This window comes from Treponema parvum (genome assembly GCF_017893965.1).
Taxonomy (GTDB): Bacteria; Spirochaetota; Spirochaetia; order Treponematales; family Treponemataceae; genus Treponema_D; species Treponema_D parvum.
In genome coordinates this window covers 2,110,087-2,132,908 of the sequence record NZ_CP054142.1, presented here as the reverse complement: position 1 = coordinate 2,132,908, position 22,822 = coordinate 2,110,087, and the positions used below count along the sequence as shown (strand labels likewise).

Below are 22,822 nucleotides of genomic sequence, written 5' to 3'. Positions count from 1 at the left end.
TAGTGATACTGTTTTGATACTAAAAATGAGAAAAAGTAGGTTTAAAAGGAAGTTGTTGAATTTAGATAAATTGTTTAGAAAGCCTTCCATCATTTTGGTGGGAGGCTTTTGTGGAAATAGTGGTTGATAAATTTGAATTTACCTCTATTTAGACATACAAACTGTTGGCAACAAAGCTCCTATATAGTATGATTTGATAAACTACTATATAGGAGCTTTTGTATGGAAATGAATGGAGGATTTCTTGTTACCAAAATAAAACAGCTTGGAGACCGGATCTTTGAGAAGATTCTCAGTGAAAAGAATATTGATGCGTTCAATGGAGCCCAGGGGCGTATTCTTTATGTGCTGTGGCAGGAGGATGGAATCCCGATTGGGTCACTCTCGATCAAATGTGGATTAGCGATAACTTCTCTTACGACGATGCTGGAAAGAATGGAAAATCAAGGGCTGATAAGCCGCGTTCAGTCTGAAACGGACAAAAGGAAAATACTCCTGTTTCTGACTGAGAAAGCACATGCCGTAAAGGACGAGTACAATTCTGTATCTGATGAGATGGGCAGTATTTACTACAAAGGTTTTTCAGAGGAAGAAATTACCCGGTTTGAGGAATGCCTCGACCGTATCAGAAAGAATCTTGAGGATTGGCAGGAGTCATGAGTATTTGTATCAAAAATCAGATTCAGAACATGAATATCGTCATCGGCTGCACAGTGGGGTGTGCATATTGCTATGCCCGCAACAATGTGAAACGCTGGCATATGATTGATGATTTCGCTGTTCCTGAGTTCTTCTCGGGTAAGCTCAAGATGATGGAAAAGAAACGTCCGCAGAACTTTCTTCTTACCGGCATGAGCGATCTCTCCGGATGGAAGCTGGAATGGAGAGACGAGGTATTTGCAAAGATCCGTGAAAATCCACAGCATCAGTTCCTGTTTCTTACCAAGCGCCCCGATCTGCTGGATTTTGATACCGATCTGGAAAACGCATGGTTTGGCGTTACGGTAACGAGGAAAGCAGAACTGTGGCGTATTGACGCCCTTCGGAAAAACGTCAGAGCAAAACACTACCATGTTACCTTTGAGCCGTTATTCGACGATCCCGGTACAGTTGGTCTTTCCGGAATCAACTGGATCGTTGTCGGCACCATGACTGGAGCTCAGAGCAGGAAGGTTCATACGGAGCCGGAGTGGGCATGGTCTCTGACGGACCAGGCACACGCGCTCGGCATTCCGGTGTTTATGAAGGAAGACCTTGTCTCTATCATAGGGGATGAAAATATGATTCAGGAAATGCCGGAAGAATTCAATAAAGTGTTGGAGGTACAGAGATCATGGCAGAAGTAATCGATGGAATCCTCATTGGTGAGGTGGAAACAAAGAACATCATGACCAAGTCCAGTCTACCTGTAGGCGGTTACTCGGTCAATCCCTATGTAGGCTGTACACATGCCTGCAAGTATTGCTATGCTTCTTTTATGAAGCGCTTTACCGGACACAAGGAGGAATGGGGCACTTTCCTTGATGTGAAGCATTGGCCGGAAATTAAAAATCCGAAGAAATATGCCGGACAGCGGGTGGTCATCGGTTCTGTGACGGATGGCTACAATCCACAGGAGGGGCAATTCGGGAATACCAGAAAACTTCTGGAGCAGCTGATCGGCAGTGACGCAGATATTCTAATCTGCACAAAGTCTGATCTTGTGGTACGGGATATCGATCTGCTGAAGAAGCTTGGACGAGTAACCGTTTCATGGTCGATCAACACACTGGATGAAAATTTTAAGAACGATATGGACTCTGCTTCGAGCATTGAGCGTCGTATCGCTTCTATGAAGCAGGTATATGACGCAGGGATCCGTACAGTCTGTTTCGTATCCCCGGTATTCCCCGGTATCACGGACTTTGAAGCGATCTTTGAGCGGGTAAAGGATCAGTGCGATCTGTTCTGGCTCGAGAATCTCAATCTTCGGGGCGGTTTCAAGAAGACGATTATGGATTATATCGCTGGAAAATATCCTGACCTTGTACCGCTTTACGATGAGATCTATAACAAGCATAACCGCAGCTACTTTGAAGCGCTTGAAGTAAAAGCTGAGGAAATGGCTAAGAAGTATGATTGTCCCTTTGTGGATAATGAAATGCCTTATGGCAGAGTCCCGCAGGGACATCCGGTGATCGTGGATTATTTCTATCATGAGGAAATCCGAGGGACAGAAAATACCGGAAAAAGGAAACGTTAAACAGAAATTGACCGAGCTCTTTGAACGAGGGAGACTCCTTGTCCGAAGGGCAAGAAGGTGCAACCGAGAAGACTTAGAACAACTCCAGTTTGTCTAAAGCATCAAACAGCATAAAAAGCACATGACTTTAAGATTGTAAAATCTTTCAGCTATGTGCATTTAATGAGCAAAGAATAAAAGACTATCAAACAGGAGCATATGAAAGGGCAGGTGGAGTAGTCGATCCACTTCCTGAAGATGCACCTCAGTTTGTAAAAGATTATTATGCTTATTATAAGACAGAGCGTGGTTATCATAGCAGGTCGCTTAATTCCAATGAGGGATGGAATACTATAGGGATGATATCTTTTCTAAACCAACCAATTCTACAGTATAGTAATGAAATCCGTAGTGCTGTACTTATCGTTCATGGGGATAAGGCATATAGCTATTACTTTGGAAAAGATGCCTATGAAAATATGATAAAAGACATGCAAATAGATGGCACTGTACTTGATGTTGAATGGGAAAACAATAATACTGTAAAGGAACTAAAGGAAGAATTAAAACAAGGAGAGGTAACCATCCGGTTATCTAAATATAGCGATTTTGAGCAGGTAGGAGAATTGGGTAAAACTTACTCCTCATCTGATAAAAGAATTACAGCAGAAGCCGGAGATATAATGCTGTACTCCGGAAACAAAATAGTTGTATTTTATGGAGCAAACACATGGGAATATACTCGAATTGGGAAGATTAAAAATTTAAGCAAGGAAGAAATAAAGCGATTATTAAGCAATAGTGATGTGGTATTAAAGATAAAAATGGAATGATTATGATAGTAATATTTTTAGTATCATTATTGATACTGTTTTGATACTAAAAACCTCTAAAACCACAAAAAATAGGTATAAAATGTTTGGTTTTAGAAACTTAATAGATACTGACAATACATAAAAGAAACAAATATGCTATGGTAATTATTGAGTGGGAGTGATGAAGGTGGTACTCTAAATAAGGAGGTTCACTATGACAGCAAAAACTCTCAAAAAAAAAGCAATAGTACTAGTATCCTTGTTCTTGCTTCTTTTATTTTTACAGCCGGCTGTTTATGCTCAAACAAAGGGTGTGCCGGAACAAGAATTCGTCATTGCATTTCACGCAAGCGTCAATTCCGACAAAACGGGTAAAAATCTCATAAAAGAACTGCCCGGCTTACAAAAACGGGGAATCAACACGCTTTTTCTCCAAATAGGCTACAACTACCAATGGAAAAGCGATCCGAAACTCTATAACAAATATGTGCTTTCCGAAACCGTCGCACGCGAAATTGCCGCCGAATGCCAGAAGCTTTCCATCGACCTTATCCCCGAAATAAACTGTCTCGGCCATCAATCATGGAAAAACAAAACCTTCTCCCTGCTCAAAGCCTATCCCGAACTGGACGAAACGCCGGACCTCTACCCCGGAAATAAGGGTATTTATTGCCGCAGCCTGTGTTCTTCCAATGAAAAAGTCTACACGATTTTATTCGGTTTAATCGACGAGATTACCGAAGTCTTTTCGGTAAAAAAAATACACGTCGGCTTGGACGAGGTGTTTTTGATAGGCGAAGATGCATGCCCCCTTTGCCGCGGAAAAGACAAGGCCGAACTGTTTGCCGGCGCTGTGAACAGGCTCTACGATCACTGTGTCAAAAAACGGGGACTTACAATGTATATGTGGGGCGACCGCCTCATCAATAGCGAGGATGAAGATAGCGGTTATAAGGGCGAATACGAAAGTTCGTGTAACGGCACCGCAGCCGCCGTCGACCTCATTCCCAAGGACATCATCATTTGCGACTGGCACTATGACGAGCTGGAACACTACGGCTCCATTCCTTATTTTTTAAACAAGGGCTTTCGCGTCCTGCCGACAAGTTTCAAGGGCATTAAAGCGGTAAGCGCTCTCATCGACTATTCGTTTTTGTACAAGGATAACCCTGCTATGCTCGGGCACATGTACGCGGCATGGGACAATTTTACAAATAAGAATCTTGCGCGATATAAACCGATGATCAAAACGGTCGAAAAATTAAAAGAGTACTGATTTTAAAAAGAAAACTATCCGTCATCGTAGTGTCACTCATCTTTCTGACAAATATTTTTCGGGTTTTATTTATGTCGCTCTGTTTACGCGAAAATCCGACGGCAGAATGCCTGTGTAGTTTTTGAACTGCACGGAAAAACTTCCCGCATTTTCATAGCCGAGCCGGTAGGCAATTTCCGAAACATAGAGATTGTTATGCTTCAACAGGTCACACGCACACTCCATCTTTTTTCGCATTATGTAATCGGAATATGTTTGCCCCGTAACCGCTTTAAACACATATTTGAATTTTGAAACGCTCATATATGCCTCAGACGCCAGCTCGGACAATAAAAAGTTTTTAGATAAATGATCGTTCATATATGCTATAACCCTTGCAACGGCGTGTCTGTCGGCAGCTGCAATTTTCCTGTCATCCGGCAGGCGGAACTCTTCCGCTTTTTGAATAATGATTGCAGTAAGTTCATCGATCTTGCCCTTGAAAAAAAGTCGCGTACTGAGTCCGTTCCCGTTAAAAGTGCGTATCCTGCTAAATATTGCTGCAATTTCCGGAATTACAACACCGTGCGGAAATGCTTGTAAGTCTTTTTTCAAATCGATGCCTTTTATACCGGACTCTTTTTTCAGATACATTTCGTAATAATCCGGCATAAGCTGAACGCCGATCACTTTTGCGGGAACGTCCTTTTTGATTACATACCGGTATGTTCTGTTTCCCGGCGCATAATCGATATACTGCATCCCTGCCGAAACATTTCCCTGCGGATAACGCCGATCGGAATCGATCGAATCGTACTGCTGTATGATGATGGAGTCTTCCGTCGTCACAGCATATTCAAAATCTCTGACGTATGAATGTTCCGCAATGCAAATGCTTGCATAAGAATCGAGTTCGTATACGGCAGTGTACCCATTGCCGTAGTCTGATGAAAATTGATAGGTGTCAAAACACTCGTTCAGCACCGCCCCCTTTTTTGTAAGCGTGCTGCCGGTATGTTCTATAAAACTTTGATAGCTTTTGGTCATTTTCGGTGTTCCTAATATAATCAATTATAAAATTGCACTTTTGCGCATGGGCTCAGGCGTTCTCCAGTGCATCAAGATTACGGAATGCCGTTATCGACTGATAAATCCTGCTTGAGAATCTTCAAAACACACATCGTTATCGGTAATTAAAATTCCATCTTTTTCACAAAAAACTTTACGGCTCATAATAGGCACCTATAGCCTAATTATACGATACATAGTCGAATAATGCTATGTATGGGCATTCATTTTATTGGAGTAGAGGATCGAAAAAAGGAGTCCTTTCCTCGTGACCGAGAGGATAGCGGAAAAACAAACGGCAGGCGGAAATAAAACAATTGTTGCGGTTGAGAGAACCGAAAACGCAACCGCGAATGCTGCAAAAGTATGCCGTTTTTTGTAGCGATGCCCATCATTTTACGTCCATGTAAAATAATGGGCGCGGGTTTTGTGAAACACAAAACATCACACATAATTTCTTTTGTGCCATCCATGGCACAAGCTTTTATTCGGGGAGACTTCCCCCTCCTTATACATCTATAAATATTCTGTAATGAAAATACAAGTTTATCCCAGCGACCATTCCTTCGAGCGGTTTTGCAGATTCCACAGGCGGGCGTATAGACCGTTGCGTTCAAGCAGTTCGCGGTGTGTACCGGTTTCTTCAATGCGCCCCTCGTTCACGACCAGAATCTGATCGGCGTGTTCGACTGTTTTAAGGCGGTGGGCAATCATTATGACGGTTTTATTCCGTACCAGCTGACCAATCGCTTTTTGTACCGCAACCTCATTCCGTGCATCCAAACTGGCAGTCGGTTCATCGAGCAGCAAAAGAGGCGCATCTTTCAGTAACGCCCGCGCAATAGCGATCCGCTGTTTTTCTCCGCCGGAAAGCGTGGAGCCTCCTTCACCTGCAACCGTGTCATACCCTTGCGGCAGCTTCATAATAAAATCGTGGCAATTCGCCTTTTTCGCCGCACGAATCATCTGCTCTTCGGAGGCATCCTTTCTACCGAATAAAATATTTCCCCGAATCGTTTCGTGAAACAAATACACATCCTGCAGCACCATAGAAACTGCCGCAAGCCATTTTTCATTGTCGATTGTTTTTATCGGCGTATCACCGCATAGAATCGTTCCGGTGTCCGTTTCCCAAAATCGCGCCAGCAGCCGGATAATCGTTGATTTTCCGCTTCCGCTCGGCCCCACAATCGCCGTGAGCTTTCCTTTCGGGATAGTGAACGACACATCTTTCAGTACGGCGCTGCCGCTTCCCTTCACATACGAAAAGCCGATATTCTTAAATACGATATCGTCAACCGCAAAGTGTTCCATCGTTCCCGGTAAGGGCTCCTGCTTCATCACTGCACCGATGCGGGACGCTGACACATAGTGTACCCGCAGGAGTGCGATATAGCGCATCCAAACGAGCAAGGGGCTGACAATCTTCGTACCGACAATAATCAAACTGAGATAATCAACCAATGCAAATCGTCCGCCTTGAATAAGATAGGCGCCGGTAAAGCACATAAGCGGCAGGCCGAGCCGGATGCAGGTTACGGCAAGCGATAAAAGCGTACCGCCGGTGATTTCTCCTTTTAAAGCAGTATCCCGCACATCACGATATGCATTGCTCAGGCGGGTAAATCCCTGTCCCGTTTGATTATATGAGCGCAGCACCTTCATCCCGAAAAGATATTCATTTAGCGAATCGGCTGCCGCGTCTTTTGCCGACTTTGCTGCAGAATCCAGTTTTCCGAATGTCTTTAATGAAAGCACGATGATGAGCGCTGCAACCGGCATCGTCATATAAAACGCGAAGGCCATCTGCGGATTAAAATAAAACATAAAGAGGGAAGTGATGATGCAGCTGAACACTACCCCTGCCAAGCCGGTAAACAGGGCGACCATCGACTGTTCAAGCGCAAGAAAGTCCGACGTAAAAGTATTGATCAGCTCTCCTGCCGCCTTTTTGGAAAAATAACCGAGCGGCAGTGTTTTCAGTTTGTAGACAAAATCGGTTTTGTTTTCAGCCGAATGTGTTGCAGCCGGTAAGAACGTACCGAGAAACGAACCCCAGCTGACGAATAGCTGCACGGCAAACAAGCCGCCCATTACAATACAGATGATGCGGAGTGTGTGCATATTCAGTGCAGCCGGATTCGCAAAACCTTCAGCCAACAAATTGATTGCAAAGTATACGGCGATGGCAGGGAACGAAATCGTCAGTCCTTCAAAAAAATGGCACAGCGCCGGTCCAATCATCTGCTTTGGGTGTCCCATCGTAAATGCATCGATGATATTTTTCATACTGTTGTCCTACCTTTCATCTTCTTATTCATGCCGCCGGTCAATCGACCATTCGTCCGCGGTGTGCTGTAAGTTCCACAGGGCTTTATACTCCGTGTCTCCGCTCATAAGTATGTGGTGCGTACCGCGTTCAATAATCTTTCCATCCTGCATCACCAAGATTTGACCGGCTTCGGCAATGCTTTGCAGCCGATGAGCAATGACGATGAATGTTTTATCCCGTACCAGATTTTTAATCGCTGTCTGAATTTGATTTTCATTTTCCGCATCCGTATAGGCAAGCGCTTCATCAAGAATAACAATCGGTGCATTTTTCAAAATCGCCCGTGCAATGGAAATCCGCTGTGCTTCCCCTCCCGACAGTTTGCTGTGTCCCGACCCGACCATCGTGCCGTACCCGTGCGGCAGCTTCATAATAAAATCGTGACAGCACGCCTGCCGTGCAGCTTCCATAACCGCCTCATCGCTCGCGTGTGAATGCATTCTGATGTTTTCCATAACCGTGCCCGCAAAGATGTACGTGTCTTGAAAAACCGCCGCCGTATACTCCATCAGGCGGGAAAAGGGAATATCGCGGATAGACACACCGCCGATACTAATTGCCCCTTCTTCCGTTTCCCAAAAGCGCAAGAGCAGCTGTCCGATTGTTGATTTTCCTCCGCCTGATTCTCCGACCAGCGCTGTCATTTGTCCCTGCGGTGCAGTAAACGATATCCCGGACAGCGCTTGCTTCCGTAGCGGGTCGGTGCTTTTTTGATACGAAAAAGAAACATTGTCAAAACACACCTCCCAGCTGCGCGGTACAAAAGCAGCGGCTCCGGCATCGGAATCGGTATCTATATCTGTTGCTCCTGTATCGGAATCGATATATGTAGGTTCCTGCACAATCTCATCAATTTGCACAAGACCTGCTTGCAGCATCCGCAGCTGCGTTGCATATTCGATACAGCCGGTCAGCGGTTCAAACAATGCCGGTACAAGAATCAGCGTCATCAAAATAGAAAGAATTAACTCCTTGCTCGGATCACGGGCAAGCAGCCATACGCCGACAGGCAGGGCCACACTCAAAAGCGACAGCACAATGCTCTTATACATGCTCATCGCGAAAGCGCTGTTTTTATAACTTTTTATCTCCCACCCCATATACGCGGCGATATGCTGTTTCAACGCATTCGTTACCGCCCCCGCACGTCCGAACAGTTTAACCTCAGCCATACCCCGCACATATTCCGAAAAGGCGCCCGTCATCTTTGCGGAAGACTGCATCACCTCCGTCATAATCGTTTGCACTCTGCTGCCGCCGAACACCAGCATCTGAAAAAAGAAACCCGCGATAATTGCAGAGGCGACAGCCGCAGCTAATACGAGGTTCAGATACGCGATACTCAAGAACAGGATAGTAACCATAACCAGCGAGCCGATAAGATCAGGCAGTATATGCGCGATAAAGCCTTCCATTTTTTCGATATTTTCATCCATCAGTTTTTGAATACCGCCGCTCGTGTGCGTAGAAAAATAGCCCATCGAAATACGGCCGAGATGTTCCATTACGTACAGGCGGTAACGATACAGCGCATCAAAGGCAACCGCATGACACCCGGCGCTGCCTAAAAACGTGAACACCATATTTCCGATAATGGCGCCTCCGGCAACCGCCGTCCACAGCACAATACCGCCGTGCTCCCCCGCCGCACCCAGCAGAAAATATTTGCAGATAAAATACACGGAGAGATAAGGCACCAAGCTCAGCGTCATACCGAGCACGGAAGCAATACAGCTCGCTGCCAGCAGCCCCTTCCCTTTCGATGAAACGGCAAACACCCGCTCCAACACACCTTTTTGTTTATGGTTTTCAGTCATAATCCGCTCCTCGACCTCACTTACATTTCAAAGCAACCTGTTCCGAAACAGAAGCTTTTAAACAGGGTTTAATCCCCCGATGCTCTGCGTCAGGGGTGTTGATTCAATCCTTTTCGTCAGTAACCCACGGCAAACTTATATGGGCAGTATAAACGAAACGCTTTTCTGATTCAAGCTGGAAAACTGTAAAAAAGAAAGAATGTTGAGGAAAATAGCTGTTTTTAGTGCCTTTATGCTGCAAATAAAGAATAGGTTGCTGTAAATAGAGAAGATGCAAGAAGGATAAAGAAGATGGCGTTCCGGTTTACGCGAGTTTTGGCAGCAATCAAAACATCGATTCTGACTCACCCCACCGACTTCCTTGTCAATTTTTGAATGAGATTTTTTGTTCAACTCCCGTCACGGAGGGGTGGGTGTTATCTGTGCATGGGGGGGGAAATAAAAAGTGACTTCTATTTTTTCATCTTTGCAAAAGCGGGTATTAGGTTTTATCGTTCCTTAAAATTCAACAGTCGAGCAAAATATCAATTTTGGAGACTGTTGAATTAGAGCGCTCTTTGCGCACAGCTATAATCAGCGACGTTTCGGCTTTATCCGAAACTCGTCGTTTAACGAGACCGCGATGTCTCAGCGGTCGAAGTTAAACCTTCTAATTTTTTGTTTTCTTTCCAGTCAAATAAATCCAATTGAGGCAAAAATTCCTGCATAAGTTTAAAATGCTTATCATTAGTCCACACTTTGCAAGCATACTTTATTGCAATATATGCAATCATTGCATCTTGAAAAGGAACTGCAAGCCCATTTTGTTTCAATGTAATAAACTGCTTTGAAAGTCCAAGCCAATCATTGTCAGAAAATGAAAGATATGAAAAGTCGTTAAGAGCTTCCGCAATCTGTAAAAATTGCTTATCCAAATTACTTCCGCGTAAAAGTTCTGTTTTTATAACTCCACAAGTCGCAATTTCGTATTCTTCAAAGATTTTCTTTGCTTCTTCCGTGGGGTTATTCCAAAAATCTATGATAATATTTGTATCGACAAGAATCATAACAAACTTGACTCACGAAGTTCTGTCACAGAATTACAGTCAAGATGGATTTTTCCTGCCAATTCAAAAAAATTTTGCTTAGTTTTCGGAGGTATTTTTATTTCATTCTTTCCACATTGTTCTGCTTCAAGAAATTTTATAAATGCAGCGACCGATGTTAAAAGCTGTTCGGGAAGGGTTTTGATTTGTTCGATAACCATTTCGTATGACATATACACCTCCGCTTCGTATAATTTTGAGACATTTTTTACACTCATATTCTGTCACTATATTTTCTACCTCCAATTATACATTATCACACATGATCTATCTATACTTTATTTTCAAACTTTAACATTCTCGTAGATACTTTTACTGTTTTTATATCAGCTATCATAAATTTGTGCCCTCCGTGGCACAAGCTTTTATCTGGAGAGACTTCCCCCTCCTTATACATCTATAAGAAATACGCTACAATCAAAGTAGTTATAATGTAGAGAACACTATGAGAACGATCGAAGATTATTGGAAGGATTGGGAGCGGCTGGGGTTTGAAAAGAAAGTGGAAGCGGGATGTATTCGGTACACGGCGTCGCCTGAGCTGGGGACGGGAGGTTTTACCGTTATGGGGGACACTCGGACTGCGATGGGGATTGTGTCCGACTGTACGCTGGAGAAGCCGTGTATTATAGAAGAGTCGGTTGACGAGCGGGGAATCGAGATCGGCCGGTATTACGAGGGTTCGGTGGAAGTGTATGATGCGGGGCGTAATCCCGTGCCGGATGCGGTGGACTACGGATTAAATGTCTATGTGAATGAGCCGGTTTTTCATGGGTTTAAGCGGATCAACCCGCACGTACGGATTGTCAATGCAGGGTTTTCGTATCGTCCTCAGTTTTTTGAAACGCTGCCTATCGCACTGCCTGATGATTTTTGGAAACGTGCGGCGGCACTTCTTAATCCTGCTCCGCTGCATATTCCGCAGATATCCGCGATCTGCGATCAGCTGAAAAACTGTGAGCTGACGGGAGATTTACTCGTGCTGTATATACAAGCGAAGGCGTTGGAAGCGTTTGTGTATCTTTTTGACTATATCTATTCGCATACGGAAAAACGGACAGTACATTTATCAGCGGATGATAAAGTGCGTTTGCATGCATTGAGGGTGTATCTTGAAAAGCACGCGGTGAATCCGCCGACTATTCAGGCGTTGTCGAAACAATTTGCGTTGAACAGGGAAAAACTGGTAACGGGATTTAAGGAAACGTACCGTATTACGGTCAATGGGTATGTGCAAAATGTGCGGATGCATAGAGCGGTTGAGCTTTTAAAAAACAGCGATGTGTCGATTACACAGATTGCTCGCGAGGTGGGCTATTACGGCGACGGGTATTTTCAAACCGCGTTTAAAAAATGCTACGGAGTTAGTCCCGGCGAGTTACGAAGAGAGATGAAAGAAAGAAATACAGCGAATAACAGTTAACGGACGGCTTTATAAAGAGCATTCCTTTGTATTATAACTTGCCGTCATTTTGCTTTCAGCCAAAATATATCGCTATCGGACAAACTTTTACCGGTTTTGCGTACAGCCCATTCAAAAAGACGTATAAACAAACCATGCGATTTAAAGATTTTGTAAAAGAACGTTTATTTTCAGTCGCTAAAATGGCACGGCTGAAAAACACTGTCGAGTTTCGGACGGAGCCGAAACATCGCAAAATTGTATGTGCGCTTTTCGCGTACCAATGCAACAGTTTCCAAAGTTCAAACTTTGTTCAACTGTTGCATTTGAAAGAGCATATTCCGGTTTATAGTGTTTCCGTGGCCTTGGCGATTGCTTCCGTGTTTTTCGGGCTGTTGCCGTATTATATGGTGTATCGGTTGCTGCTGCGTATTGTGCAGAGCTGCGATGGGCGGACGGTGTTGTGGTATGCACTGTTGATTTTGCTGTCGCTTGCGCTCGAGATACTGATGCACTGTCTTTCAACCGCTCTTTCGCATAAGACGGCGTTTTCTATTTTGAAAAAAGTGCGGCTTTCTATTACGGAAAAAATGATGCGTATGCCGCTCGGCTACATGCAAGCAAAAGGGAGCGGCTACTTTCACAGTCTCTTGATTGACAGCCTCGAACACCTCGAATATCCGCTTGCGCACGCAATCCCCGAAACGACTTCAAACATAGTGCTGCCTGTCAGTATTATCGCGCTGCTTTTCAGTTTTGACTGGCGGATGGGACTTTCGGTTTTGGTTCCTGCGGCGTTGACGTTGTTGTTTTATCTTCCGATGTATATCGGCATTATGAACGAATTTGCTGACACCTATTATACCATGCTCGAAAATATGAACGGTAGAGTTATCGAATATATCCGCGGAAATAAAGAAATCAAAATTTTCGGGAGAGAGGATGCAGCGCTTTCTCAATATGAAACTTCCATCGACAAATACAAAACGGCAACACTCCGGCTTTATAATCGAATGTATGTTGCAGCGTCCCCTTCGATTGTTTTGCTCTCCTCGCTTTTGGCAAGCGTACTGAGTGTCGGCGGCTTTTTATATTGCGCCGGCAGTTTAAGTGCACACTTGTATTTGTTTTCCGTGTTAGTGTCCGTCGGGATCGGCACTTCGCTTTTGAAGTTCACGGAATTTATGGATAACTTTTATTACATTAAAAACGGCGAACGCCTCATCAACGAAGTTCTCTCTGCTCCTGAATTACAAGAACCCGATAAGGTCGCCGGTGAAATACCGAATAACGAAATTGCACTGCATCATGTTTCTTTTGCGTATGACGATGTCCAGGTGCTGCATGATATTTCACTTGTGTTCCCTGAAAAAACAAAGACCGCGATTGTCGGGCATTCAGGTTCCGGTAAAACGACCGTCGCGAATCTTATTGCACGCTTTTGGGATGTACAGGAAGGAAGTATAACAATAGGCGGTGTTGCGTATCGAGATTTATCTCTGGATCAGCTGATGCAGCGGGTCAACTATGTAACGCAAGACACCTTTTTATTCAATATGCCGATTATCGAAAATATACGGCTTGGTAAGCCCGATGCATCCGATGAGGAAGTGATTGAAGCGGCGAAGAAAGCTCGTTGCCACGAGTTTATCATTGCGTTTGAGAATGGCTACAACACGAGTACAGGAGACGATGGAGCAAAATTGTCGGGAGGACAGCGGCAGCGAATTATTATTGCACGTGCTCTATTGCGGAACGCACCGATACTGATTCTTGACGAAGCAACCGCTTATGCGGATATGGAAAATCAGCACAAAATTCAAAAGTCGCTCGAAGAATTGTGCAAAGACAAAACGCTCATTGTAATTGCACACCGGTTATCAACGGTTATCGGCTGCGATCAAATTATCGTGATGAATAATGGAACGGTCGCTGCAACGGGAACACACGGCGAACTGTTGAAGCAATCACCGCTGTATGCAAAGCTGTGGAGTACGCAGGTACAGAGCCGGAACTGGAAGCTGGCGAGGGGAATGGGGGAGTAAAGTGCGGTAAAAGGTATTTTATAGTGTTAAGGGTCTAGCGAAAGATAGAAAAAAACAGCAGAATATGGTAAGATAATTCTCAATTTTACCGTTGCTTTAACGGTAAAATTGGGAGATCCTATGCAAAATGAGCTTTTCGCTACAGTACAGCAGGACGATTTTATCTCTATCCCCGAAGCAGGTCATTGGGCTACGGTATTACTGGGAAAGCATGTAACCAACTCAAATATTACGTATCTTATTCAATACGGACGAATAAATAAATTTTTTCATAACGGTGCCCCTGCAGTTTCAAAAACGGAATTGCTTCACTATTATCAGTCGCGTTCCGGTAAACGGCAGACGGATTGGGAAGAGAGGCTCGGTGAAAAATTGAATTGGACTTTGTCTTTCGAACAATATAAAGAAGCTGAAACGACAAAACATGTTCATAGGCTGCATCCTTATAAAGGGAAATTTATTCCGCAGCTTGTCGAATATTTTTTAGATAAGCATACCGACAGCTTTAAACAAAATGTCTTTTTTCATAAGGGCGATGTTGTGCTTGACCCTTTTTGCGGTAGCGGAACAACACTTGTACAGGCAAATGAACTGGGTATTCATGCAATCGGCGTGGATATTTCGGAGTTTAATACAGTCATTGCAAATGCAAAAATACAAAATTGCGATTTACAAATGCTTGAAAATGAACTTTCGTTTATAACAAATAGACTTCGCGATTTTACCGCTGCTTCCTCCATACCGGAATTTGAAGATGCGCTAAGCGCTGAGCTTTTAACTTTTAACAATAAGTATTTTCCGTCGCCGCAGTTTAAAATCGATGTACGGCAAAAGAATATCGATGAAAAGACCTATGGAGCTGAAAAAGAAAAAGAATTTTTTCCTCTTTATGAAAAACTTGTCCATACATTTAATATTCAACTAAAGCAAAAAGAAACGGATACATTCTTAGATAAATGGTACGTGCAGAATATTCGGAACGAAATTGATTTGGTCTTTCAGCTTATTAAAAAAATACCGAATGAAACTGAACGGAATATCGCAAAAATAATTTTAAGTAGAACAATGCGCAGTTGCCGGGCGACAACCCATTCAGATCTTGCGACAATCTATGAGCCAGTAACTACTCCGTACTATTGTACAAAGCATGGAAAGATTTGCAAGCCGCTTTTTTCGATATTGAGATGGTGGAATACTTATGCAAATGATACCATCAAACGCTTAGCCGAATTTAAAATGCTCAGGACGCAAACTTTTCAATATTGCGTAACCGGAGATTCCCGCACAATCAATCTCGATGAAAAAATAAAACAAAATAAACCTGAGTTATATGAATTAATCCGGAATCATAAAATTGCAGGTATTTTTTCTTCTCCGCCGTATGTCGGATTAATAGACTACCATGAACAACATGCGTATGCATATGACATATTCGGCTTTACCCGTCATGATGATTTGGAAATAGGCCCCTTATTTAAAGGAAAGGGAAAAGATGCCCGCGAAAGTTATGTGGAAGGCATTAGCGCTGTTCTAAATAATGCAAAGCCCTATTTAGCGGCAGACTATAATGTATTTTTGGTTGCAAATGATAAATTCAATATGTATCCGCTTATTGCAGAGAAAGCCGGAATGCGTATTGTTAATCAATATCATCGTCCGGTTTTAAATAGAACAGAAAAGGATAAGGGCGCTTATTCCGAAACAATTTTTCATATGAAGGAATGGAGATGAAAAGATGAGTCTTACAAATACACAAATGACTGAAATTGAAGAGATTTTAAAACAAAGCTTACGGAATAAATTTACGCATTATAATCCCGAACCTGCCGTTATGCCTTTTCATACCCGCTTATTAGGAAAAGACAGAATGGCATTGTTTTCGTTTATTCATTCCCTAAATACAAATTTCGGTACAACTATTTTTGAACCGGTAGCGGCTGCTCTTGCAAAAACAGCATTTAAAAGCGCTGAAAAGCAACAAACAGCCGGAAAAACTATTTCAAGTGAAGCGCAAAATATCATTCAGACTATTATGGACGATCTTGAAACAGGACGGCAACTACCGAACAAACTTCAAGAAATTGAACGGATACGGGCGGTATGCCAAAAAGGAGAAATGAAAGAAGTAAAACCGACAAAAGTTGATATAAAACTTGTTTCAAAGAATGATGAAATTTTCCTTATCGATATAAAAACAGCCAAACCAAATAAAGGTGGGTTTATAGAGTTTAAACGCACGCTTTTGAAATGGGTCGCGGTAACACTTGCTGAACATCCGACAGCTCATATCCATACACTTCTTGCAATTCCGTATAATCCGTATGAACCGAAAGAATACGGTCGCTGGACAATGCGAGGGATGATTGATTTGGAATATGAGCTAAAAGTTGCGGCAGAATTTTGGGACTTTTTAGGCGGCACCGGATCATACGAAGCATTGTTGAATATTTTTGAGAAAGTCGGAATTGAATTGCGCCCCGAAATCGATGCGTATTTTGCACAGCATAGATAGAAAAAAATCGGAATTTGTGTATGATAGATAAGAAAATAAAAAGTCTGATTTAGCCGTAGTTACAGAGCCTCGATTGACAGAATTAAAAGCCTTTCGGTGCAAGCGGATCCGATTGAAGAGCAGCGGAAGGTCATCAAAGAGATAGCGATCTACGAATCCGAGATTGCGTCTGCAAAAGGGATGATAGCTGCTTGCGCAGAAAAGAAAAAAATGATATTGGAAAAGTGGTTGTGAGGGGGGAAATTAATATGGAAATAATATTTTATAACTTATTAAAAGTGGATAATGAGGAAAATACAGTATCTGTTGAATCTTTTGCAAATAAACAAAATATTCAAGGTTATATTTGGGACTTGATTACTAATTGTGTAGATACTAAAGGAGATAGAGAATATATTTTTGACCCAAATTTGCAAACAACTAAAACCCATATTGATAATATTATTCAAAACAATAATAGTAGAGATGATGTATGCAAGTTGTTGGCAGAAAAATTACTATCGGTTGAAAATGATACAAAAGAAAAAATTGCACATTTAGACAAAGAAATTCCTAAAGGGATTTTAATGATTTCATTTACAAAAATGACAGAAACCGAATACAAGTTGATTATTACAAAAGCTGATTATACAGAATTTTTGGAAGAACTAAGTGGAGAAAAGAAAAGCGGATTACCAACTAAAAAGAAGATATTTAAATCCTTTATTATGAATGTTTCATATTTTGATTATAAATTTGAATATACAAAAATATTGACATATGATGCTAATTCTAAAAAAGCAGCTTATTGGTGGAAAAACTTTTTAGAATTAAGTGAAGTAAGGGACGATATAAAAAATACAAAGACAGCATATGATGCCATAAAAAAAGATATAATTGAACCTTTAAGGCGTAAACACAAACAAGATTATCTATATTTAAGAAATGCTACTATTGCCTATTTTAGAACAGATGGTGATTTTGATATAAATCATTATAAGGATGTTATCATTGGAAATTATCAACCTTTTGATAATTCTTTAAATATTGAAAATATAAAGATAAAAATTGAAAGACTACCCCAAAAACATGGTTTTGATAATTCATTCCAAAAAACACCGACTGTAATAACAGATAAATTCAAAGATACCATTTTTCTCTCTGAAGGAATAGAATTAAAACTCAAGCAAGACATATTAGATATTAATAGAGTTATTAAGCCCCATAGAGATGATGAAGGTAAAGAATATATTATGATTTTGAGTTCTGAGGGATATCAATACGCGATAGGTCTGGACAGAGAACAAAATGAGTAAGATCTGTTATAATATAATAAGTTTATTTTCCACATCTTTTGAATTAATATCAGAAAAAGAAGATTGTGATGAGGTAGTTGCTGTATATGAAGTAAAAGATTTTGTCAAAATATTATCACAACAAAATATATGTGAATTTTTAAATGCTCGTGACCAAATTGCCATCTATGTTTCCGAAAATGAAGAAACAATATCTTATCTCTCAAAACTTAAAAATAGCTGGAATGATTTTATTGATGAATTTCGTTTAAAGAATATTCAGCATGCCAGAATTAAAATTCATATAGCAAAATATATTAAAGAAAATTATTTATCAATATATGATATTAATAATTTTACTAAATATATCAATGAATTATCATTATCGCAATTTCTTGAAGTGATTAATAATAGATTAAATGGTTTTCTTATTTTTGAAATTCAAGATGAAAATTATTCTCAATGGAGTACAACTACAATCTCTTTTATTCCTAAAAATGCTACAGGCAATATATCAGGCATCGAAAGTATTATCAAAAGGAATAGAATAAATGATGCCAGAAAATTATGTTACAGTGAAATGAAAAAATATAATCTCATTCCTGAAGATTTGTATTGCTCCGAAATAGATGTAACGAATTCCTTACAAAAAACTTTTTTAAAGGCGTGCATAATTTATATGTGCAATTTTATATTTGATTATTCAATCTTTAAAAATGATGTCTATGAGTATAAGATCAATGGTTTTAAAACACTAAGTGAACAAATTGACATAAAAACAATCTCTAATATCAAAGTAGATATAAATTCTTGTAGAGCAATATATGATATTTATCGATGGATATATTTAGGTGGAAATAGTACAGATAAAATAAATATTGCTAGAAATATTATATCATTAAATATTAGTTGCATGACATTACAACTTAATCCTTTGGCTTTTGAATCTATACTTTCAAATTACAAGATATATGAAAAGCAAAATGTAACACAATACCTTGAAATGAGAAATCAGTTATCAGAATTACTTATAAATCTCCAAGAAAAAATTATGAATATAATGGATACATTTATCGGAGATTTTAAAAAAAATATATTAACATTAGTTTCTTTTTTTATATCAGTCATAGTTATTGAAGTTGTATCAAATGGAGATTTTACACATGGATTTACAAATGAAATCATCGGCTTGTCATCGCTCTTTTTATTGATATCATTCGGATTACTTATATATTCACGCTGGGAATTAACACAAAAGCTTAACTTATACAATAAACATTATAATCAAATAAAAGAGCGGTATAAGGATGTTTTAAGTGATATAGAATTAGAAAATATCTTTGAAGAGTGTGACCCGCAAAAAAATGATACAAATGCTCATTTTGTAAAAAAACAAAAGAAATACTATTCTATTTTATGGTTCTTGTCTATCATAGGATTAGGTGTATTTTTATATATAATCTATTTGGATAATAATAGCAATAGTAATAATGTTTCAAATCCTGACATTGGAGGTGCATTGATATGTTGTATACGGAATATCTTTCAATAAAGAAACTTATACTTCATATAACTGGTAATAAATTAAATCAGGATAATATTATATTGTCAACAGATATAATTGAAATTAATCCGGATATGGAGAAAAACTTAATATCCTACTTCCTCACTCCTTTCGATTCTGAAGAATTTTATCAGTTTTATCATGAAAGTGATTTAGCTTTGAACGAAGTATATACCTATGTTTCAAAAATTTTTGACAATGGAGAACAACTTTATGAACAATCCGTCAATTTAGCCAAGCACCTCTATGAACAAAGCACTCATCCTAAAATTAAGGGTGGCGAGTTTTATACCGTTTATTTTAAAGATTGTATTTTAGACAGCGAAACGCTCGATGCAGTAGGTTTATTTAAATCTGAAAATAAAGACACCTTTTTAAAAGTTCTACAGGAAAACGATAATTTTAACTTACAGACTGAAAAAGGTATCAATATTAAAAAACTGGATAAAGGGTGCCTTATTTTTAACAAAGATCGTGAGAATGGTTATATAGTTGCTGTAGTAGATAACGCCGGAAGAGGCGTTGAAGCCCGCTATTGGCTTAATGATTTTCTACATGTCTGCCGCCGAAAAGATGAATATACCAATACGCAAAATTTTATGACTTTAGCAAAAAACTTTGTTACACAAGAGTTGCCCAAGGAGTTAGGCACTTCAAAAGCCGATCAAATTGATCTTTTGAATAAATCTTTGGATTTTTTTAAAGATAAAGATACTTGTGATATTGATGACTTTACCAATGAAGTTATGATTGAACCCGATATCATTGAAAAATTCTATCACTACAAACAACGCTGCGAAGATGAAAGCGGCACATCAATAAACAATAGCTTTTCTATTTCCGAAACCGCACGAAAAAAACAGCAGCGATCGTTCAAACGGGTCATCCAACTGGATAAAAAAATCAAAATCGTTATCGATGGTAACAGTCAAAACATCGAACAAGGTACGGACAAAAAAGGTAAATTCTACAAAGTGTATTACAACGAAGAAAAATAGAACTTATTGTATACGTATATTGCTCATACGATATCGAAACTAAGATTATATAAATTTTTAAATTTTTCACAGAAGATGACGGTTCTGACATAAGCTCGTCTGTCGTGCATATTCTTGTCACGGATACCGCTGGTTCCAAGCGAACTCATGTTCAGCAGAGCCTCAAATGTTCCTTTCTCAAACGGACAAGGATGTCAATTCTTGGACAGCGTGAGGGATTGCAGCGGTAGCCTTTTTGCCGTTGATACGTAGCAAAAGCAGTTTTCGACGTGAGGCGAAACACTGCTTCTATAATGCAGTAACGGCAAAAAGCTACAAGCGAAAAGCCCGACGGTTTACGCCGCGGCACATAATTGTGCGGCGTAAACCGGCACGCCCGAAATCATAATATTATAATTAAAAAATGCAATCATGTTCATTTACTTCCCCCACTTATGCTTGCAGTTAAAATATATCGCAGGAAGACAATGTTTCGTTTGTTATACGGACAGCGGACGGGAAAATGATATAGAATTGCAGAAATGGGGGAATCGGTATGTTAAAAACAGTACGGGATTTTATCAAGTTGATGAGCGGGCAAAAAAGAGAGCTGTATGCTTCGCTTGTGTTGAGCTTTTTTGACGGCTGGCTGATTGTGGTTCCTTTGCTGGCAGCGTTTCATATTACCGCGCGGATGCCGGAATTTAATCCTGATGTTGCGGAGGCTTTGACGATGCCGGTAATGATCCGGTATTCGCTGATTATGCTGGCGAGTATTCTTGTCCGCATCGTGCTGCGCTACCTTGTTTCGCGTCTGCGGTCGGGCGCGGGGTATAAGTGTATGGCGGAAGAGCGCAAAACGTTGGGGAAGGAATTGCGGAAGGTGCCGCTCGGTTTTTTTAATGAAAAGAATTTGGGCGATGTGGTTTCGACGATTACCTCGGACGCGGCGTTTTTGGAAATAGAAGGCATAGGTGTCATTGAAAAAGTTGCAGTCGGCATTCCGGTATTTGTCATCGCGCTTATGATCTGCCTCTCATTTGATTACCGTATTTTTTTGCTCGTGCTTGTCTTGCTCATTCCGACATGGTTTGCCTACCGATATCTTGCAACACGGCAGGATGCGCTCAAGCTGAACCGGCAAAAATTGATCGGACAGGTAACGGAGGATACGATTGAATTTATCAAGGGACTGCCCGTATTGAAATCCTACAACATGACGGAAAAACAATTTTCTAAAACACAAAACGCTTATGAAAGATTGCGCGCATTTTCCGTGCGAGGAGAATTTGTTCATATCCCGCCGATAGGCATGTATCAATTATGTTTTCGGCTCATTACGACGGGGATTGTATTTCTTTCCGGACTGTTTCTATTGCACAAGGACTTCGTATTTCCGCAAGCCTTTTTATTGATGCTTGCCTCGTTCAGTCTTTTTACCGGCGCCGAAGCGATGGGGATATTCAGTATCTTTGCAAAGATGACGCAGCAGTCCATCGACCGGATGAATCAAATTAAGACGATTCCTAAGTTAGAAGATATTTCCGGCACGGAAAAACTTGAGCGGTACGATATTTGTTTTGAGCATGTGAATTTTGCATACAATAAAACGCCGGTATTGCGAGATGTTAGTTTTTGCGCACCGGAAGGAACGACGACGGCTCTTGTCGGACTTTCGGGAGGCGGCAAAACAACGGTTACGAATTTGATTGCACGCTTTTGGGATATCCGGCCCGGGCATGGGGAGATCAGCATCGGCGGTAAGGCAGTAAAAGCGCTCTCGTACGAACACTTGTTGAAGAATATCAGTTTTGTATTTCAGGATATGTTTTTATTTAATGATACCGTGCTGAACAATATCCGTATCGGACAGCCGGACGCAACGCTCGAAGAAGTCCGTGAAGCGGCTCGGCGTGCAGGCTGTGCGGAATTTATTGAAGCGATGGAAGATGGCTACAACACGGTTATCGGTGAGGCGGGAGCACGACTTTCCGGCGGAGAAAAGCAGCGTATTTCCATTGCGCGTTCTCTTATCAAGGATGCGCCGATTATCCTTTTGGACGAGGTAACGGCAAATGTCGATGCGGAAAATGAACAGCTGATTCAAACGGCTTTACAGGAGCTTTTAAAAAACAAAACGGTGATTATGATTGCGCACAAACTTTCGACCATACAAAACGCCGATCAGATTCTCGTGCTGGAAAACGGAACAATCAGTCAGCGCGGCGCTCATGAAGAGCTGATTGCACAAGCGGGACTATATCGGCGGCTGTGGGATATACAATATGAAGCGGAACGGTGGAGAATGTAGGGACTTCCCCGACATCCGTGCCGGGAATCCCTTCTTTATACTAGACTCTCGAGAAGAAAAGGCGCTCGCGATTTCTGCGCAATCGCTCTTTTAAGTCTGAAGTAGAAAAACCGGCCGAGCCGCTTTTCTTTTATAGGAGGCGCT

Annotated in this window: 18 protein-coding genes; 13 read left to right on the top strand and 5 right to left on the bottom strand. The window is 41.1% G+C overall.

Features of this window, described 5'->3' with window-relative positions:
* Positions 1-222: 222 nt before the first annotated feature.
* From HRQ91_RS09390 to HRQ91_RS09370, 5 genes are all read left to right on the top strand, one after another.
* Positions 223-660, top strand: coding sequence for a radical SAM mobile pair system MarR family transcriptional regulator (locus HRQ91_RS09390; RefSeq protein WP_210117973.1), 438 nt, complete (start codon positions 223-225; stop codon positions 658-660).
* A complete protein-coding gene (locus HRQ91_RS09385) occupies positions 657-1,346 on the top strand; it encodes a radical SAM mobile pair protein A (RefSeq protein ID WP_210119302.1) in 690 nt (229 codons plus the stop codon). Before HRQ91_RS09390 ends, HRQ91_RS09385 begins: the two co-directional genes overlap by 4 nt.
* A complete protein-coding gene (locus tag HRQ91_RS09380; protein ID WP_210119301.1) occupies positions 1,334-2,242 on the top strand; it encodes a radical SAM mobile pair protein B in 909 nt (302 codons plus the stop codon). Before HRQ91_RS09385 ends, HRQ91_RS09380 begins: the two co-directional genes overlap by 13 nt.
* 338 nt (positions 2,243-2,580) lie before the next feature.
* Entirely contained in the window at positions 2,581-3,054 is a 474-nt protein-coding gene (locus HRQ91_RS09375) for a cyclophilin-like fold protein (RefSeq protein ID WP_246473207.1), read from the top strand.
* A gap of 196 nt (positions 3,055-3,250) precedes the next feature.
* On the top strand, positions 3,251-4,312 hold the full coding sequence (locus HRQ91_RS09370) for a family 20 glycosylhydrolase (protein WP_210119300.1): 1,062 nt from the start codon (positions 3,251-3,253) through the stop codon (positions 4,310-4,312).
* Between the two features lie 69 nt (positions 4,313-4,381).
* Here HRQ91_RS09370 and HRQ91_RS09365 read toward each other — a convergent pair whose 3' ends face one another.
* The 5 genes from HRQ91_RS09365 to HRQ91_RS09345 all read right to left on the bottom strand — a co-directional run bounded on the left by HRQ91_RS09365 (position 4,382) and on the right by HRQ91_RS09345 (position 10,766).
* Complete coding sequence (locus HRQ91_RS09365; protein ID WP_210119299.1) at positions 4,382-5,338, bottom strand: helix-turn-helix domain-containing protein; 957 nt, start codon at positions 5,336-5,338, stop codon at positions 4,382-4,384.
* Positions 5,339-5,905: 567 nt separating this feature from the next.
* Entirely contained in the window at positions 5,906-7,648 is a 1,743-nt protein-coding gene (locus HRQ91_RS09360; RefSeq protein ID WP_210119298.1) for an ABC transporter ATP-binding protein, read from the bottom strand.
* 24 nt (positions 7,649-7,672) lie between these two features.
* A complete protein-coding gene (locus tag HRQ91_RS09355; RefSeq protein ID WP_210119297.1) occupies positions 7,673-9,508 on the bottom strand; it encodes an ABC transporter ATP-binding protein in 1,836 nt (611 codons plus the stop codon).
* Between the two features lie 608 nt (positions 9,509-10,116).
* Entirely contained in the window at positions 10,117-10,554 is a 438-nt protein-coding gene (locus tag HRQ91_RS09350; RefSeq protein ID WP_210119296.1) for a PIN domain-containing protein, read from the bottom strand.
* Entirely contained in the window at positions 10,551-10,766 is a 216-nt protein-coding gene (locus HRQ91_RS09345) for a DUF2281 domain-containing protein (RefSeq protein ID WP_210119295.1), read from the bottom strand. Before HRQ91_RS09345 ends, HRQ91_RS09350 begins: the two co-directional genes overlap by 4 nt.
* 272 nt (positions 10,767-11,038) lie before the next feature.
* Between HRQ91_RS09345 and HRQ91_RS09340 the strand changes: the two genes are divergently transcribed.
* From HRQ91_RS09340 to HRQ91_RS09305, 8 genes are all read left to right on the top strand, one after another.
* Positions 11,039-12,016, top strand: coding sequence for a helix-turn-helix domain-containing protein (locus tag HRQ91_RS09340; protein WP_210119294.1), 978 nt, complete (start codon positions 11,039-11,041; stop codon positions 12,014-12,016).
* A 296-nt stretch (positions 12,017-12,312) separates the two neighbouring features.
* Complete coding sequence (locus HRQ91_RS09335; RefSeq protein ID WP_210120780.1) at positions 12,313-14,040, top strand: ABC transporter ATP-binding protein; 1,728 nt, start codon at positions 12,313-12,315, stop codon at positions 14,038-14,040.
* A 120-nt stretch (positions 14,041-14,160) separates the two neighbouring features.
* Entirely contained in the window at positions 14,161-15,771 is a 1,611-nt protein-coding gene (locus tag HRQ91_RS09330) for a DNA methyltransferase (RefSeq protein WP_210119293.1), read from the top strand.
* A gap of 4 nt (positions 15,772-15,775) precedes the next feature.
* Positions 15,776-16,552, top strand: a complete 777-nt coding sequence (locus HRQ91_RS09325; RefSeq protein ID WP_210119292.1) for a TdeIII family type II restriction endonuclease — start codon at positions 15,776-15,778, stop codon at positions 16,550-16,552.
* 248 nt (positions 16,553-16,800) lie between these two features.
* Positions 16,801-17,847 carry a nucleoid-associated protein gene (locus tag HRQ91_RS09320; RefSeq protein ID WP_210119291.1) on the top strand — a complete coding sequence of 349 codons (1,047 nt, stop codon included), beginning with the start codon at positions 16,801-16,803 and terminating at the stop codon, positions 17,845-17,847.
* Positions 17,840-19,378: a hypothetical protein gene (locus HRQ91_RS09315; RefSeq protein ID WP_210119290.1), complete on the top strand. Its 1,539-nt coding sequence runs from the start codon at positions 17,840-17,842 to the stop codon at positions 19,376-19,378. Before HRQ91_RS09320 ends, HRQ91_RS09315 begins: the two co-directional genes overlap by 8 nt.
* Positions 19,351-20,388 carry a nucleoid-associated protein gene (locus tag HRQ91_RS09310; RefSeq protein ID WP_210119289.1) on the top strand — a complete coding sequence of 346 codons (1,038 nt, stop codon included), beginning with the start codon at positions 19,351-19,353 and terminating at the stop codon, positions 20,386-20,388. Before HRQ91_RS09315 ends, HRQ91_RS09310 begins: the two co-directional genes overlap by 28 nt.
* 535 nt (positions 20,389-20,923) lie before the next feature.
* Positions 20,924-22,678, top strand: coding sequence for an ABC transporter ATP-binding protein (locus HRQ91_RS09305; RefSeq protein ID WP_210119288.1), 1,755 nt, complete (start codon positions 20,924-20,926; stop codon positions 22,676-22,678).
* Positions 22,679-22,822 lie beyond the last annotated feature (144 nt).

Coding starts and splice junctions, on each gene's coding strand:
- HRQ91_RS09390 (WP_210117973.1), top strand. CDS start 223: ATGGAAATGAATGGAGGATTTCTTGTTACCAAAATAAAACAGCTTGGA.
- HRQ91_RS09385 (WP_210119302.1), top strand. CDS start 657: ATGAGTATTTGTATCAAAAATCAGATTCAGAACATGAATATCGTCATC.
- HRQ91_RS09380 (WP_210119301.1), top strand. CDS start 1,334: ATGGCAGAAGTAATCGATGGAATCCTCATTGGTGAGGTGGAAACAAAG.
- HRQ91_RS09375 (WP_246473207.1), top strand. CDS start 2,581: ATGATATCTTTTCTAAACCAACCAATTCTACAGTATAGTAATGAAATC.
- HRQ91_RS09370 (WP_210119300.1), top strand. CDS start 3,251: ATGACAGCAAAAACTCTCAAAAAAAAAGCAATAGTACTAGTATCCTTG.
- HRQ91_RS09365 (WP_210119299.1), bottom strand. CDS start 5,338: ATGACCAAAAGCTATCAAAGTTTTATAGAACATACCGGCAGCACGCTT.
- HRQ91_RS09360 (WP_210119298.1), bottom strand. CDS start 7,648: ATGAAAAATATCATCGATGCATTTACGATGGGACACCCAAAGCAGATG.
- HRQ91_RS09355 (WP_210119297.1), bottom strand. CDS start 9,508: ATGACTGAAAACCATAAACAAAAAGGTGTGTTGGAGCGGGTGTTTGCC.
- HRQ91_RS09350 (WP_210119296.1), bottom strand. CDS start 10,554: ATGATTCTTGTCGATACAAATATTATCATAGATTTTTGGAATAACCCC.
- HRQ91_RS09345 (WP_210119295.1), bottom strand. CDS start 10,766: ATGTCATACGAAATGGTTATCGAACAAATCAAAACCCTTCCCGAACAG.
- HRQ91_RS09340 (WP_210119294.1), top strand. CDS start 11,039: ATGAGAACGATCGAAGATTATTGGAAGGATTGGGAGCGGCTGGGGTTT.
- HRQ91_RS09330 (WP_210119293.1), top strand. CDS start 14,161: ATGCAAAATGAGCTTTTCGCTACAGTACAGCAGGACGATTTTATCTCT.
- HRQ91_RS09325 (WP_210119292.1), top strand. CDS start 15,776: ATGAGTCTTACAAATACACAAATGACTGAAATTGAAGAGATTTTAAAA.
- HRQ91_RS09320 (WP_210119291.1), top strand. CDS start 16,801: ATGGAAATAATATTTTATAACTTATTAAAAGTGGATAATGAGGAAAAT.
- HRQ91_RS09315 (WP_210119290.1), top strand. CDS start 17,840: ATGAGTAAGATCTGTTATAATATAATAAGTTTATTTTCCACATCTTTT.
- HRQ91_RS09310 (WP_210119289.1), top strand. CDS start 19,351: ATGTTGTATACGGAATATCTTTCAATAAAGAAACTTATACTTCATATA.
- HRQ91_RS09305 (WP_210119288.1), top strand. CDS start 20,924: ATGTTAAAAACAGTACGGGATTTTATCAAGTTGATGAGCGGGCAAAAA.